Source organism: Streptomyces sp. SCSIO ZS0520 (assembly GCF_025643355.1).
Lineage (GTDB): Bacteria > Actinomycetota > Actinomycetes > Streptomycetales > Streptomycetaceae > Streptomyces > Streptomyces physcomitrii.
Map to the genome: position 1 here is coordinate 5289312 of NZ_CP092644.1, position 14769 is coordinate 5304080.

General features: G+C 71.8%; 12 protein-coding genes and 1 pseudogene. 7 read left to right on the top strand and 6 right to left on the bottom strand.

What is annotated here, in order from left to right:
* Positions 1–81: 81 nt before the first annotated feature.
* The 5 genes from MID12_RS21015 to MID12_RS21035 all read left to right on the top strand — a co-directional run bounded on the left by MID12_RS21015 (position 82) and on the right by MID12_RS21035 (position 4156).
* Entirely contained in the window at positions 82–591 is a 510-nt protein-coding gene (locus MID12_RS21015) for a hypothetical protein (RefSeq protein WP_040252964.1), read from the top strand.
* A gap of 127 nt (positions 592–718) precedes the next feature.
* Positions 719–1267, top strand: coding sequence for a hypothetical protein (locus MID12_RS21020; RefSeq protein WP_263169854.1), 549 nt, complete (start codon positions 719–721; stop codon positions 1265–1267).
* Between the two features lie 22 nt (positions 1268–1289).
* Positions 1290–1982, top strand: coding sequence for a GNAT family N-acetyltransferase (locus tag MID12_RS21025; protein WP_317633396.1), 693 nt, complete (start codon positions 1290–1292; stop codon positions 1980–1982).
* A 423-nt stretch (positions 1983–2405) separates the two neighbouring features.
* Positions 2406–3068, top strand: coding sequence for an RNA polymerase sigma factor (locus MID12_RS21030; RefSeq protein ID WP_040252975.1), 663 nt, complete (start codon positions 2406–2408; stop codon positions 3066–3068).
* Complete coding sequence (locus MID12_RS21035; RefSeq protein ID WP_052482506.1) at positions 3068–4156, top strand: hypothetical protein; 1089 nt, start codon at positions 3068–3070, stop codon at positions 4154–4156. The genes MID12_RS21030 and MID12_RS21035 overlap by 1 nt, the downstream gene beginning before the upstream one ends.
* Positions 4157–4158: 2 nt before the next feature.
* On the opposite strand, the pseudogene MID12_RS21040 reads toward MID12_RS21035, so the two are convergent.
* Positions 4159–4881, bottom strand: a pseudogene (locus MID12_RS21040) (class I SAM-dependent methyltransferase); the annotation flags it as partial.
* A 1268-nt stretch (positions 4882–6149) separates the two neighbouring features.
* A complete protein-coding gene (locus tag MID12_RS21045) occupies positions 6150–7061 on the bottom strand; it encodes a L,D-transpeptidase family protein (RefSeq protein WP_263169857.1) in 912 nt (303 codons plus the stop codon).
* Between the two features lie 805 nt (positions 7062–7866).
* Here MID12_RS21045 and leuE point away from each other — a divergent pair.
* Positions 7867–8520: a leucine efflux protein LeuE gene (leuE, locus tag MID12_RS21050; RefSeq protein WP_040252980.1), complete on the top strand. Its 654-nt coding sequence runs from the start codon at positions 7867–7869 to the stop codon at positions 8518–8520.
* Positions 8521–8642: 122 nt separating this feature from the next.
* On the opposite strand, the gene MID12_RS21055 is transcribed toward leuE, so the two are convergent.
* Positions 8643–10142 carry an FAD-dependent monooxygenase gene (locus tag MID12_RS21055; protein WP_263169859.1) on the bottom strand — a complete coding sequence of 500 codons (1500 nt, stop codon included), beginning with the start codon at positions 10140–10142 and terminating at the stop codon, positions 8643–8645.
* Positions 10143–10358: 216 nt separating this feature from the next.
* Between MID12_RS21055 and MID12_RS21060 the strand changes: the two genes are divergently transcribed.
* The gene (locus tag MID12_RS21060) at positions 10359–10985 is read left to right on the top strand and encodes a TetR/AcrR family transcriptional regulator C-terminal domain-containing protein (RefSeq protein ID WP_263173341.1); all 627 of its coding nucleotides are present in this window, start codon (positions 10359–10361) and stop codon (positions 10983–10985) included.
* A 229-nt stretch (positions 10986–11214) separates the two neighbouring features.
* Here the strand turns inward: MID12_RS21060 and MID12_RS21065 are convergent, their stop codons facing one another.
* Genes MID12_RS21065 through MID12_RS21075 form a run of 3 tightly spaced genes read right to left on the bottom strand, consistent with a single transcriptional unit; the run spans position 11215 to position 14710 of the window.
* Positions 11215–12366, bottom strand: coding sequence for an acyltransferase family protein (locus MID12_RS21065; protein WP_040252985.1), 1152 nt, complete (start codon positions 12364–12366; stop codon positions 11215–11217).
* Positions 12363–13736: an alpha-2,8-polysialyltransferase family protein gene (locus tag MID12_RS21070; RefSeq protein ID WP_263169862.1), complete on the bottom strand. Its 1374-nt coding sequence runs from the start codon at positions 13734–13736 to the stop codon at positions 12363–12365. Before MID12_RS21070 ends, MID12_RS21065 begins: the two co-directional genes overlap by 4 nt.
* Complete coding sequence (locus MID12_RS21075; RefSeq protein WP_040252989.1) at positions 13733–14710, bottom strand: glycosyltransferase family 2 protein; 978 nt, start codon at positions 14708–14710, stop codon at positions 13733–13735. Before MID12_RS21075 ends, MID12_RS21070 begins: the two co-directional genes overlap by 4 nt.
* Positions 14711–14769 lie beyond the last annotated feature (59 nt).

The window sequence follows — 14769 nt, forward strand, 5'->3', positions numbered from 1 at the left end:
GGGGTTTCGGACACTGGCGCGACCGCGTAGGTCTGTGGTGTATTCAGCCCTCACCAGCACAGTCGAGAACCGGGGGACGGCGTGGGCTACTGGGGCTACTACGTGGTGGGGCGCAGCCCGCGCCCGCTCGCGGACTGCGCGTCGCTGCAGGCGGTACGCCCCGAACTCACCCTGCTCGAGGACCGCGCCGCCGACTGGCAGGTCTGGGAGTGCCCGGCCGCGGGTGAGGCGGCGCCCCGTATCGGCAGCATGAACCGGCTCGCCCGGGAGACCTGCGCCCCCGCCCTGTTCGGCTACGTCCTGGACAGCGACTGCGTGGTGGTCGAGGCCGCCGCACCCGGCAGCGGCGCCTGGACCGCCTGCCTCGCCCCGGCCGCGATGGCCGCCCACCTCGGCGAGGACGCCCGGGTCCTGGAGGACTACTTCCTGCCACCGGGCGACGCGGCCCGCCGGGCCGTGGCCTGGGCCGCCGAGGCCGGATTCACGGTGCCGTCCGCCCCGCTGCTCGAAGCGCTGACCGCGGTCGCCGAGCCCTCCGCGGAGACCCACTTCTTCCGCTTCCTCGACCTGCTCGGCGTGGTCGAGCGGTGAGTGCCCGGGTGCCCGGGGCGGGCCTCTCGGCGCGGTCCCCCGGCGGGCGGACAATGGCCGAAGAGTGACGTTCGGCGGCGCGCGCACGCAGTACCAGTCGATGCCGGCGCACGGAAAGGCGTACGCAATGAGTCTGGTGGAGCTCCTCGCCCAGGCGGACGACCGCGGTCTGGCGGCGAGCGGGCTCGCCTGCCTCGACCGCTGCGTGCCGCTGCTCGGTGACGACGACGAGGTGCTGCGCCCGCTGTGGGCCAGCCTCGCCGAGGAGGCCGACTGGCAGGCGCCGCTCGCCCGCGCGCGCGAGGCCCTGGAGACCGCCCCCACGCAGGAGGACCGCGCGGTCACCCTCGCCCACCGCATGCTGGGCGCCGTACCCGTGACCCGGGCGGCCGGTCCGCTGCGCGCATGGGCCGACGCCTGCTCGGTCGCCGCGCTCCAGATACACCGGGAGCTGGACGCCCTCGACGACGGCGGCCGCACGGTCGCCGCCCGCCGCGAGGGCCGCACCGAGGACATGTCCCCCCTGGTCGCCGCCGAACTCCGCCGCCAGACCACGATCCTGGAACTCCTCGCCGGCCGCGGCGCCGGCGGCCTGCGGCAGGCCCTCGACGTCTCGGCGGAGGGCCGCCGCGTCCTGCGCGCGGTGGTCTCACGGCGGGCGCGGGGGAGGACGTGAGCGGTTCCGGTACGGGCAGGACATGACCGGTTCCAGCACGGGGGAGGGCGGGACCGGTTCCGGCGCGGGGCAGGGCATGACCGCTTCCGGCGCGGATCGGCTCTCCTCCGAGGTCTCCGGTACGGGACGACTGCCCCCGGATGCCTCCGGCGTGGACCGGCTGCCCCCGGACTCTGAACTGCTGCTCGACGCACGGGAGTTGCACGCCGATCCGGCGCGTTCGGCGGGCTTCGCCCCCGCCGCCCACGCGCTGCTCGCGGAACTGGTCGCCGCCGGGGCCCCGCTGGGCTGGCCGGATCCGCCCGCGCCGGACGAGGTGGAGGAACTGCTGGCCGGAGTGTGCGCCGCGGCCGGGTCCGGTGACGCGGCCCTGCGCGCCGTCTACGCGGACGGCTCCCTGCTCGGCCTCGGCTACTGGCGCCGCTACGCACGGCCCACCCACCGTCCGCACGCCGACCTGGAGAAGGTCGCCGTCGCCGCCGCCGCCCACGGCCGCGGGCTCGGCCGACTGCTCACCACGGCACTGGTCGAGGACGCGCGAGGCGCCGGGATCGAGGTCCTCACCCTGGACGCCCGCGGCGACAACCACCGCGCCCTCGCGCTCTACGCCTCCCTGGGCTTTCGGGAGTACGGCCGCCTGCCCGGCTTCGTCGCCGTGGGGGAGCAGCGGTGGGACAAGGTCTTCTGCGCGGTGGACTTCCGGGGGCGGGGGTAGCGCAGGCCGCCGGAGCCGAGGTCGCTGCGGGTGGCGCCCCGTGGGCGAAGGGGAGCGCCGATGCCCTGGCCCGCCGACCGGGAGGTGAACGTCCGGTGCGGATGGCGGGCGGGGCGGTCGGGAAACGCCGCGGGCCCCTGCCAGCGGACGGCCAGGGCCGCCACCCCCCACAGGAGAGGCCCCGGCCGCCGCACGGCACGGGCCGCGCGGCGGCCCGTACTTCACTCAGCGCCGGGGCTGCGTTTTCTGTCACACCCCACTCGGTCACGTGTTAGTTGCGCGTTGTATCAAGCGTGGACGTGTGCCGCTCAACGCCGTAGCGTGCTGATTCGCACCGGCCGGCGCGGCGGATTCGGATGATCGGTAACCGGGCAAAGGACCCGATCCGCAGCGGGTGAACATCGACTGGGGCAGGATGAGGGAGTGCTGGGGGACGACGCGGAACTGACCGCCGCGGTGCGTGCGGCACAGGACGGAGACGAAACCGCCTTCCGTGCTGTGTACCGGGCTGTGCATCCGCGGCTGCTCGGCTATGTCCGGACCCTGGTCGGCGAGCCGGACGCCGAGGACGTGACGTCCGAGGCCTGGCTCCAGATCGCCCGTGACCTCGGCAGGTTCAGCGGGGACGCCGACCGCTTCCGCGGCTGGGCCGCCCGTATCGCGCGCAACCGCGCCCTCGATCACATACGGATGCGTGGGCGCAGGCCCGCCATCGGCGGCGACGAGACCGAACTGACCGGCAAGCCCGCCGAGTCCGACACGGCCGTCGAGGCGATGGAGTCCCTCGCCACCAGTTCCACCATGTCGCTGATCGCGCAACTGCCGCAGGACCAGGCCGAGGCCGTCGTGCTGCGGGTGGTCGTGGGCCTGGACGCGAAGAGCGCGGCGGACACGCTCGGCAAGCGGCCGGGTGCGGTGCGCACCGCCGCACACCGCGGACTGAAGCGGCTCGCCGAACTCCTCGGCTCCGATCCGGAGCAGAACGGAATGCTCGACGCCGTACCGCCGCAGCGCGAAGCGCACACGACTGCGGTGACGTCCGCCGGTGTGACGCATTCGCGTACGCGGACGCAGAAGGACATGTGATGGCCGACGAGCAGTACGAGTGGCTGAGCCCCGAGGCCGTGGAGCGCCTGCTCTGCGGAGAGGCGCTCGGCAACGTCGACGATCACGCACGTGCTCAGGCAGAACGCCTGGCCAGGACCTTGTCCGCGCTCACCCCCGCCGATCTCGGCGCGGGCGGTGAACTGCCCGGCGAGGAAGCCGCGCTGGCCGCCTTCCGCGAGGCCCGGCAGGCTCCGGTGGCCCGGGGCGCCGCGATTGCACACGGCGGCGCCGCCTCCGCCGTGCACCACGGCCACGGCTCCACCACCACGCTGCTCGCCCCGCGCGAGGTCCTGAACGGACGGCGCGGCGGCGGCGCGGGCGCGGTACGGATCGGCCGCCCGATGCGCTGGGGCATGGCGGCGGCGGTGGCCGCGTGCATGATCGGCGGGGTCGCCGTCGCGGGCTCGGCGGGCGTGCTGCCCTCGCCCTTCAAGGACCCGCGCCCCTCGCCCGCCTCCACCGTCTCCCCCGAACCGGACCAGGAGGTCCCGCTCTCCTCGGAGTTCCCCGCGGTCCCGGATTCCGAGGAGACCGAGAACGGCTCCTCGCCGACCCCTGAGGACACCCCGCGCCGGAACACCGGCAACGAGCCCGAGAGCGGAGACGCCGAGGCACGCGGCGGCAAGACCCCCGTGCCCACCCGGCCGGTGCCCGAACGCGACCGCCCCGGACGCCCGGACTCCGGCGCCAAGGAGTGGTGGCAGCGCGCGGTCCAGGCCTGCCGTGCCTACGAGGCCGGGACCCTGGACGCCGAGAAGCAGCAGGCCCTCGAAGAGGCCGCCAAGGGTGCCGGGCGCCTGAAGCGCTACTGCGAGAAGGTCCTCGACGCCGAGGAGGGCCACGGCGGTTCCCAGGACGGGCACGACGGCGACTGGCCCAGGCCCGGCGGCGGCCGCCCCGACCAGGGCAGCGGGGAGGACGGCGACGACTCCGGTCAGGGACCGGTGCCCACCCCGTCCAAGGCCTCCACCCTCCCGGCGCCCCTTCCGCCGACAACGCTGCCAGCGGGCGTGTCCACCTCCTCGGCGCCGGAGGCCTCGGGGTCTCCGCTGTCCCTCGCGGGCTGAACCCGGCGGAACAGGCCCGCCCACAGGAAGGCCTCCCCGAAGTACGGGGACTCGGGCGGCTCCTCGCGCATCCGGCGCAGTTCGATCTCGCTCAGCCCGGCGAAGACGTGCCGCAGGGCCGCGGGCGTGTAGGCCAGACCGCCGTGCAGCCGCCGCTCGCGGTAGAGGTCGGCGTCGGAGAGTTCGGAGCCCATCGCCCCCGCGGCGAAACAGGTCAGGGCGAAGTGCCCGCCCGGCGCGAGATGCCGGTCAAGGAGATCCAGATAGCCGACCCGGCGGTGCGGCGGCAGATGGTGGAAGCAGCCGGAGTCGTAGACCAGGTCGTACGGCCCGGCGAACTCCTCCCCGGCGAGCGCGAAGGCGTCCCCGCGGTGGAAGCCGACCCGGACGCCCGCGGCCCGGGCGCGTTCCCCGGCCCAGGCGAGAGCGGCGGGGGAGAGGTCGACGGCGTCCACCTCGAAGCCCCGACCGGCCAGATACAGGGCGTTGCGCCCCGGGCCGCAACCGAGGTCGAGGGCGCGTCCGCCGCCGAGGACGCCCCGCTCCACCAGGCCGACCAGGTTCTCATCGGGCTTCGCCGCGAAGAACGGCACCGGCCGGGACCGGTCCGCGTAGAACTCGTCCCACCAGGCGGCACCCTCGCGCGTCCACCGATCGGCCCCGGACGCGAACAAGCCGTCCAGCAGCCGCATGACGTCATCCACCGTGCGTACGTTGCGGTCCATCCGGATCCTCTCCCCGGGGCCGGCGAGGGCGCCCCGGCCTCGCCCATCGGCGCTGCAATTCGGCCTCGAACCCTGCTCCGGGCACTGCTGCGAACCTCGCTTCGGCCCCTGGCTCGGGCACTGCATCGGTCGCTTGCCCGGTCGCTTGCGCGGTTGCTGGCTCGGTCGCCGGTTCGGGCACTGGCCCGGTCGCTGTTCGGTGTGGGGCAGGCCGGTGGGTCCGATGCGGTGAGCGTAGGGCGGAAGAGGGCAAGAGCCCAGCTCAGAGGGCGAGTTCGGGGTTGCGTGGAAGCCGTGTGGGCTCCGGTCGCCGGGGCGGGGGGCGAGGGGTGGGGCCGCTCCGCCCGGCTCGGGCGAGAGGGCGGTACGCGGATCGGTGAGCGCCGTACGGGGTGCTTTCCGGGCGGCGGCGGAGTGACTTTCTGCCGTGGGTGGGGGCGGGTGCCGGGGGCGAGGTCGGGCCGATCGAGGGAGCGCCGGGGGAGAACGGGGGAGGACGGGGCAGACCCGGAGGCGGGCGGCGGGTGGGATTGCCAGGGTTGGGGAGAGGTTGCGCCCGGCCCCGTGGGTGGTGCCGCCGGGTGTCTGGTGGCGGGGAGGGGGTGGAGAGGGAAGGGGCAGGGTCGGGGAGGGAAAAAGAGGGGCCGCGCGATGTCCGAAACTCCCCTTGCCCTGGAGCGAGAGGAGGGCGGGTGGCGGCTCCCGTTTCGCTCCAGCCCGCTCACTCAGCGTGAGGAATCCGGTGCTGAGCAGTCCATTTCCGGTCGGCTCTCACCCTCTGTGCAAAATGCCAGGAGCATATTCGATTGAAGGTGTGACGTTTTTCGGCGCCGGGGCGCAGTACAGAGTGAGCCGACTGGTCATCGGCCGCGCACGAGCCCGGGTTCCCCCCGTACCCGAGGTTCAGTGCCAACCGGCGCGGGTGGGACACGTTCCCCCGGTCCCACCCGCGCCGCATTCTCTTCCCCGCCGAGCGGTCCTGCTCCTGCGGTGGTGTCGGCCCCGCTCCTGGGGTGATGTCGCCCCCGCTCGGCCGGGCTTCCGCCTCTTCGGGATCCCCCCGGGCTCCTTCGTCAGGAGACGCCCCCGGTCAGGACGGTGCCCCGGTCGGGCACACGCCGCCCGACGCGCGGACGAACCGTCTCGTACCTTCCGGTGACGTCTGCCCTGCCGGTGTCCTCGGCTCGCTTCCGGTGCCGGGCACCGATCCGGCCCGGGCGAAGGGGAGTTCCCCTCCACACGGGCCGGATCGGTCCCTGTCCCCGGGACTACTTGTAGACGACGACCTTGTCGCCGGTCTTCACCTGGTCGAAGAGCGCGGCGATCTTCTTCTTGTCGCGGACGTTGACGCAGCCGTGCGAGGCGCCGCTGTAGCCGCGGGCCGCGAAGTCGGACGAGTAGTGCACGGCCTGGCCGCCGCTGAAGAAGAGCGCGTACGGCATCGGGGTGTCGTAGATCGTCGACACATGGTCCCGCGACTTCCAGAAGACGCTGAACAGGCCCTCGCGAGTGGGCGTGTACTGCGAGCCGAAGCGCACGTCCATGGCCGAACGCACCTTGCCGTTCACCATCCACTGCAAGGTCCGGCTGGACTTGCTGATGCAGAGCACCCGGCCCTTCAGGCACCGGGGGTCCGGCTTCGAGGGCGGCAGGGTGGTCGGCGGGTACAGGGCGTCCTGGCCCGGGGTGTCGCTCAGGTCCTGGATCTTGTTCCAGGTCTTGAGGTCGGTGTTGCCGGTACGGGGCAGACCGTGTGCGCTCTGGAAGGCGCCGACCGCGTTGGCGGTGATCGGGCCGTAGAAGCCGGTGGGCGCGAGGCCGAAGTGCTTCAACTGCCGCAGCCGCGCCTGGAGCTCACGCACCTTCGCGCTCGTGGTGCCCTGCGCGATCACGATCACGGGCTTCGCCGCCGCGGGCCGCACCGCGGCGGCCTGCTGCGTCGGCGCCTTCGCCGCGGTCGCGGGCTTCTCGGGCCGGGCGGCGGCCGGCTTCTGCGCCGCCGGTTTCTGTACGGCCGGCTTCTGGACCTCGGGTTGCTGTGTCTTCTTCGCGGCGGCGGTCGGCGAGGTGTGCACCTTCGGTGCCTCGCCCTTCGCATCGACCGCCTGCGCGGTGCACCCGGTGACCACGGCGAGAGCCGCTGCGGCCGCGAGTGACCGTTGTATGACGGGTGCGCGCATAAAAGCCCCCCATGTCCTGGGTTGTTGTTCCCTGTCACGAATATCCGAAAAGGCACTCCCGGCAGGCTGTTGCCCGCCGTTCCTGCCCGGGCTTCGTCGCCCGAGGGCGCCGGCATACGCCGACTCCCCCTCCCGGGTGTACGACAGAGAAGATGCTTCCCAGCCGTTGATGGTTGCGAACTCTTCACAGCTCTTCGATGTGAGACTGGCGCGTTTACGGGACCGGAGGGGCGATCCCGCCGGATCCCGCCACGGTAAGCGCGCCGGACCCGCACCGCCTGCACCACCGCGCGTGACCCGAACGGGCTTGCCCCGGCGGCCCGTTGGGACGGGCGCGGCACCCGGAGGTCCCACCAGCCCCTTTGCGCTCACGCGAGAGAGATAGCGTCGGCAAAGTTTTCTGCAAGCGCGGTTCTCTTCCTCCTCCTCTGTCTCCTCTCGACTCATCCCTGACCGCCCTGATCACCCTTGGGCGGGTGGCCGGGGTCATTCCCCGTGAGCGACGGTTTTCAGAAAGGCGCACCGCCAGAGGCAGGCGGCGTCCAGCTCACCGCTCAGCAGCCCGAGGTGAACCTCGTCCGTGCGTGTCCCCCAGGAGACCGAGGCGGGCGAGCGCGTCGTGGTCGGCGCCAACCACTTCGCTCTCGGCGCCAAGGCCCCCGCGCACACGGCTCAGGGCCCCGGCAACGTCCTCCCCGCGAGGAAAACCGCCCGCCCTCCGCGCCTGTCTCGCCCGCGCTCCTCCTCCTGTCCGGCAATCGGACAAAAGGGCAGACCCCCGGACAGGCGTGCGAGACTCCGTCCCATGCTGGGTGTCACCGATCTGCCGACCTACCTCGTCGGCCTTCTCGTCATCGTCCTCCTCCCTGGACCCAACTCGCTCTACGTTCTCTCCGTCTCCGCCCGGCGCGGTATCCGTGCCGGGTACACCGCGGCGGCCGGAGTGTGGTGCGGGGACACCGTGTTGATGACCCTCTCCGCGGCCGGGGTGGCCTCGCTGCTCCAGGGGAACGCCTTCCTCTTCAGCATCGTGAAGTACGCCGGTGCGGGCTACCTCACGTGGCTTGCGGTCGGCATGGTGCGGACGGCCTGGAGCATGTGGCGCTCACGCCACCGGCAGGCGGAGGCGGAGAGCGAGGACGGGGCGGCTCCCGCGGGTGAGCGACCCTTCCGCAGGGCCTTCGTCGTCAGCCTGCTCAACCCGAAGGCGATCCTCTTCTTCGTGGCGTTCTTCGTGCAGTTCGTCGATCCCGGTTATGCCTATCCCGCACTCTCCTTCGTGATCCTGGGCGCCTTCGCGCAGGCCGCCAGCTTCCTCTACCTGAGCGCCCTGATCTTCAGTGGCACCCGGCTCGCCTCCGCCTTCCGCCGCCACAAGGGCCTCTCGGCCACGGCGACCTCCGCTGCGGGTGCGATCTTCCTGGGCTTCGCGGTCAAGCTGTCTCTCGCGAGCGCCTGAGGGGTTCCGGTCGGTTGTTCCTGCGGTTGTGGTGATTGCTGTGGCCGTGGTGGCCGTGGTGGCCGTGGTGGTCCCGGCGGTCGTGGCGGTACCGGGCCCTGGTGCCGCCGACTGCTGGGCGGTCAACCGCCGGTGACAGAGGTCAGATAGGCCTCCACCCCCTCCGCGGTCTCGCCCGCCCAGGCGAGGTAGCCGTCCGGCCTGACCAGGAAGACCCCGGTCCCGTAGGCCTCGTAGGCGGCCGCCCGGTGGGTCGTGGCGGTGTCCGGGTCGAGCCGGGGCAGCGGGCAGTCCGTGCCGAGGGCCAGCAGGGTCCAGCGCGGGCCGCGGAAGAGGTCGAAGAGGCGGGTGCCGCCCGGGTTGCCGTCCGGGGCCCGGTCACCCGCCCGCAGCGCCTCCGGGTCCAGGCCGGTGCGGGTATCCACCGACAGGGGCGAGTCCTGGTACCCGAGATCGAGTTGCCGGAACTCCCGCCCCCGCTGGACGGTCATGGTCCCGCCCTCGGCGACAGTGGCCCGGTGGGTGCGGGTGGACAGCCCCAGCATCCCGGCGGCGATGGGCCGGCGTTCCTCTTCGTAGGTGTCCAGAAGGGACCCCGGGGCACCCCCTCGCAGCACCGCCGCCAGCTTCCAGCCCAGGTTGTAGGCGTCCTGCACGCTGGTGTTGAGCCCCTGGCCGCCGACCGGCGAATGGACGTGTGCGGCGTCCCCGGCGAGGAAGACCCGTCCTTCGCGGAAGCGGTCCGCCAGCGCCGCCTTGGCCTGGAACTCCGAGGACCACTGCACCCGTACGACGTCCTCGACGGTGAGGTGGGTGCGCTGGTCCACCAGCTTGACGACGCCGTCCGCCGAGGCGTCCGGCACGGCGTTCTCGTCTCCGTACCGCACCAGGACCTGGAAGGCGTTGCCCGGTGCGGGGAGCGGGCACATCGATATGCCGTCGCCGCCCTCTCCCTCCCAGATGTGCCAGTGCTCGCGGTCCAGGGCTGCCCCCAGGGCGAGTTCGACGTCCGCGACCAGCAGGGGCCTCAGGTCCACCGTCTCGCCGGTCATCGGAATGCCGAGGGCTCGGCGCACGGTGGAGCGGCCGCCGTCCGCCGCGACCGCGTAAGCGGCGCGCACCGTACGGGAATCGCTCAGTCCCGCCCTGACGCCCGAGGCCTCCTGCGTCAGTTCCTCCACCGCCGCGCCGAACTCCACGTCGCCACCGAGCTCGCGCAGGCGGGCGAAGAGGATCTCCTGGGTGCGTGCCTGCGGTATCAGCCAGCCGTTGGCGTACGGCACCTGCTCGGTGGTCTCGCTCCGCGGGGCCAGATGCCAGGTCTTTCCCGGCCGCCCGTCCTCCCAGAGCCGCATCGGCGGATAGAGGGAGCCCGCCGCGTGGATGCGGGGGAGGACGCCCAGGTCGTCGAGGATCTCCAGGGTGCGCGGCTGGAGTCCCTTGCCGCGTGACCCGGGGAAGAGGGTCCCCTGCCGCTCCGCCACCAGGCAGCGCACTCCGCGCCGGGTCAGATCCACGGCCAGCGCGAGCCCGGTGGGACCCGCGCCGACGATCAGCACCTCGGTGTCCTCGTCGGCCCCGGCCGCGCCTTCTCCTGGTGTGAAGACCGCTGTTGACGTCATCTCTCGCTCCTCTTTGCGTGCCGTTCTGCTCACTCAACGTGCCTTAACGGCGTTAAGTTCCGTCGAGGCCGAGAGTTCCTTAACGGTGTTAAGCTGTCAAGCGTGACTGAGCAGGAAAGGGATTCCGGGTCCCGGAGCGGCGAGGGCGGAGATGCGAAGCCCCCGGCGGCGCGGGAGCCTGGTGCCGGGAAGCGGGCCAAGACGGAGAAGGCGCGGATAGACAAGACCCGGGTGGCCGACGCCGCGCTGGATCTGCTGAACGACGTAGGGCTGGAGGGTCTGACGCTGCGTGCGATCGCCAAGGAGCTCAACGTCCAGGCGCCCGCGCTCTACTGGCACTTCAAGAACAAGCAGGCGCTGCTCGACGAGATGGCGACGGAGATGTACCGGCGGATGGTCGTCGACATCGTCTACGAGCCCGCCGCGGGCTGGCAGGATCATCTCCGGGAGTCCAACCACGGGCTGCGCCAGTCGCTGCTGCGCTATCGCGACGGCGCGAAGGTGTTCAGCGGTTCCCGCTTCACCGGGGACCAGCACGGCGAGGGGATGGAGACCGAGCTCGGCTATCTCCTGCGGGCCGGGTTCACCCTTCAGCAGGCGGTGCGTGCGAGCACCACGGCCTTCCTGTTCACCATCGGTTTCGTCACCGAGGAGCAGGGTGTCAGCCCGCTGCCGGGCGAGCGCCGGGAGGGCTTCGACCTCGAGGAGCGTACGGCCGTGCTGGCGGACTACCCGCTCGCGGCCGCGGCCGGTCCCGAGCTCTTCGACCGCTACGAGGAGCGCTTCGACGAGGGTCTCGACCTGATCATCGCGGGTATCGAGACGCGGTACGGAATCCACTGAGGGCGCGGGCGGCCGGGGGCAACTCCGCACCTCGCGGCGGAAGTTGCCGCTCTGTCCCACGATCGGGTGAACCCGGGAGGATTCTCCCCACAGACGGGCTCAATGGTGCACAGTGGACGCGGGAGGAATCGTCGGGCCGGTGTTCCGGTTCGGTTCCCGGCCTTCGCGTGCGGGTGCGCGCACGGTGGTGGCGGGGAGCGCAGGGGAGTGGGGACAGAGGGGGCAGGACTCAGCGGCGCGGAGCCAGGGCCGAGCGCAGCCTCGGAGTCGCCCAGTCCTCGACGAACCGGTTCAACAGCCAGGCGAGCAGCAGCATCGAGCCGATCGCGAGCCCCAGGGTGGCGTACGAGGGCAGACCGATCCGCTGATGCAGGACATCCACGGCAACCCAGCCGAGGTGCTCGTGCACCAGGTAGAAGGGATAGGTGAGTGCGCCGGCGACAGTCAGCCAACGCCAGTTGGCCCAGTTCATGGCGCCGAGGGCGATGGCGCCGACAGCGAGGAATCCGAGCGTGACGACCAGAATGATGCCCACCGAGGAGCGGTTGGAGAAGTAGTCGGGGTTCGGCGGATGCCACAGCCGGTCCACCGCGTAGTGCTGGCCTATCAGCCAGCTGACACCGACTATGCCCCAGCCGATGGCATCGCGGCGGTTGCGGTGCAGCAGGTAGAGGCCTATACCGCCGATGAAGAACGGCGCGTACTCGGGCATGAGCACGAGGTCGAGCAGCGGTTCGTTCGCCGCCTCGGCTATGGCCGCCGCGAGCGTCCAGCCCGCGCAGAAGAGGATGACGCGTTGCCGGGTGGCGCCCGGAAGGACAATGCACAGCGCGAACAGGGCATAGAAGCGGACCTCCGCCCACAGCGTCCAGCAGACACCGAGGACGCGGTCCACCCCGAGCGGCTGCTGCATCATGGTGAGGTTCAGCAGTGCGTCGCTCGGCGAGACCGCCTTATAGGCGATGGTCGGCAGCGCGAAGACCGCGGTGACCAGGATGATCGCCGCCCAGTACGCGGGCAGCAGGCGTGAGGCGCGCGAGGCGAAGAAGGACCGCAGCGGGCGGCCCCAGCCGCTCATACAGATGACGAAGCCGCTGATGACGAAGAAGATCTGGACGCCGAGGCAGCCGTAGGCGAAGAACTCGTGGGCCGTCGGGAACTGCAGTCTGCTGGACGTGCCCCAGGCCTCGGAGATCTCCCCGTCACGTCCGCCGTAGTGGTAGAAGGCCACCATCAGGGCGGCGATCAGACGCAGTCCGTCCAAGGCCCGCAGCCGGGGCGGGTGTTTGACCGGCTTGGGCTGCACCGGTCCGACTGCCCCGGGCGTCACCCCGGGAAGCTCCTTCGCCGCTGTGCCCGGGTCTGTGCTCGGGGCGGTCATCCGAGGGCTGCCCGCTTGAAGGAGCGCGCACGGCGGGCGACGCGGCGCACGGTGGCATTGCGCGGGATGAAGGCGAGTTGCTGGGGCACCGCGCCGGGAAGCGCCAGGGAGGTCAGGCGGCGGCGCTTGAAGTAGCGCCAGGTGTGGGCGTTGAGATGGCGCGAGAGATAGCGCTCGGCGGCGGGGCGCAGGCTCGGGTAGATCTTCGCCTGCATCGCGAAACCGACGGCGACGACCAGCTCGCTCAGTTCGGCGACGGACATGCCGGAGGCGGGCGTACCGGCGGACTGCGTGCCGGAGGACTGGGCCTGCACCGCGCTCTTGTCGGTGAGTTCGGGCAGCAGGGCGTCCACGAGGGTGACGGGGACGCGGTTGCTGTTCTGGTAGGGCGCGAGCCGGTCGAGCAGCGTGGTGGTGCCGAGCCGCGCGACCGGGATCTGGTAGAAGGCCTGGGCCGTGAGAAGGGCGGTGGAGAAGCAGCCCGCGACCAGGGCGGGGCGCATGCGCTGGTACAGCACCTCGGCAAGCACGGGCGAGTCGACGACGGTGAGTTCGACGCCGAGCTGCTCGGCCTCGCGTTCCAGGGTGCGGGACCAGCGGGCGGGGGCGCTCGGGTGGGGCTTGAAGACGATCTGGTGGTGGCCGAGGGCGGCGGCACCGCGTACGAGCCGGACGTGGAGGTCCTCTTCCTCCTCCGCGGTGAGGATGTCGAGGGCGGAGAGGTACTGGCCCAGGAGCAGTGCGGGGGAGGTGAGTTGGGGGAGGCCGGCGGTCGAGGAGGGGTCGTCGCCGAGTTCGCCGAGGACCTTCAGGAAGACCTCGGTGGGGATGATCTCCGGTGCCACGCCGAACTCGGTCAGCAGCATCGGCTTCAGTCCGGGGACCAGGTCCAGGTGGAGCAGCCTGCGTACGCGCGAACCGACCAGCGGGTCGATCTTGTTGCGGGTGGGGCCGTAGCTCATCAGGCCGTCCGCGTAGACGTCCAGCGGGGCGCCCATGAAGATCTGGGCGAGCCCGAGGGCCGGGTTGACCTGGATGGACTCCAGGGTCAGCTCGACCGGGTCGTCACCGAGGTTCCAGGCGAGCCGCAGATGGCGCTCCCACAGCGGGACGTCGTCGGCGCGCGGGGACCAGCCGCCGGGATGGAAGGGGGTGATGGTCTCGTTCCAGGAGAGCACCTCGTCGAAGCGGTCGCGCAGCTTCGCGAAGCCGGGCATCTCGTCGACGGACGGGGTGACTTCGGGCGTCGCCGCGTTGTTGGAGACCAGCAGGATGCGCCGGTCGGCCGGGGCGAAGCAGTCGGCGTCGAGGGCCGCGGCGAGCGTGGCCGTGCCGTAGAGAGTGGAGGCGAAGAAGATCTGGGTGGTCACGCCGCGACCCCCGAGGAGGCCGGGCGGCGGCGCAGTCGGCGCAGCCGGGTGGCGCGCTGGGCGTCCATCGAGTCCAGTGCCTCGTCCAGGACGTCCTGCGGCATGCGCCGCAGCGCCGCAGAGCTCATGGCTTTCAGTTTCCGCGCCACGGGAGGTTCGAACCTTTCGATGGAGCCCAGGTGGTGGGAGATGATCGCGCAGTAGGTGCGGACGGCCTTGGGAAGGAGCTTCGCGGCCTCGCGGTCCTTCGCGGTCTCCTCGACCACCTGGTCGAACGCACGGATGAAGTCGAGTTGGCGGACATCGCCGATCTGGGTCAGCGAGGACGCCACGCCGCGGCGGTAGTACACGCCGAGCAGCCCCACCGCGGCGAAGCTCTCCGCCTCGCGGTGCAGCTTCCAGATCCAGGGCCGGTCCTCGGCGGTGCGCAGCCCGTCCGTGAAGTGCAGCAGCCCCGAGTCGACGAGGCGCCGGTGGTAGATCCCCGCCCAGGCGAAGGCGTAGTCGACGGAGGTGGAGCGGTCCGCGGGGAGGATGACCTCGCGCGGGCTCATCACCTCGCCCCGCCGGCCGTGCGGGACCCGGTGGATGCTGCGGGCCCGCGCGGTGCACTGCACATGGTCGGTGCGCAGGAAGTCGCAGCCCAAGTCCTCGATGGCGGCGACGAGTTGGGCGTAGTAGCCGGGGGCGAGCCAGTCGTCGCCGTCCAGGAAGGTCAGGTACTCGCCGCTCGCGGCGTCGATGCCCGTGTTGCGGGCGGTCGCGAGTCCGCCGTTCTGTTCGTGTCTGAGCAGGCGCGCACCCGGCAGCTCGCGCTCTGCGCGCGCGAGAATGTCGGGAGTCTCGTCGCGCGAGCAGTCGTCGACGAGGAGGAATTCGAAGTCCTCGCGGGCGTTGGCCTGCAAGGATTTGAGGGTGTCGGGCGCGTATTGCTGCACGTTGTAGAACGGCACGATGACGGAGAGCTTAGCCACGTACAGGACGGTAAGCCCCCGGGCCGAGCCTGTCTCGTACCTGGGTGAGATGTCAGATG

Excerpts from the sequence above, each read along its gene's own strand:
- MID12_RS21020 (WP_263169854.1), top strand. The coding sequence starts at position 719 with ATGAGTCTGGTGGAGCTCCTCGCCCAGGCGGACGACCGCGGTCTGGCG.
- MID12_RS21025 (WP_317633396.1), top strand. The coding sequence starts at position 1,290 with ATGACCGGTTCCAGCACGGGGGAGGGCGGGACCGGTTCCGGCGCGGGG.
- MID12_RS21035 (WP_052482506.1), top strand. The coding sequence starts at position 3,068 with ATGGCCGACGAGCAGTACGAGTGGCTGAGCCCCGAGGCCGTGGAGCGC.
- MID12_RS21045 (WP_263169857.1), bottom strand. The coding sequence starts at position 7,061 with ATGCGCGCACCCGTCATACAACGGTCACTCGCGGCCGCAGCGGCTCTC.
- leuE (WP_040252980.1), top strand. The coding sequence starts at position 7,867 with ATGCTGGGTGTCACCGATCTGCCGACCTACCTCGTCGGCCTTCTCGTC.
- MID12_RS21055 (WP_263169859.1), bottom strand. The coding sequence starts at position 10,142 with ATGACGTCAACAGCGGTCTTCACACCAGGAGAAGGCGCGGCCGGGGCC.
- MID12_RS21065 (WP_040252985.1), bottom strand. The coding sequence starts at position 12,366 with ATGACCGCCCCGAGCACAGACCCGGGCACAGCGGCGAAGGAGCTTCCC.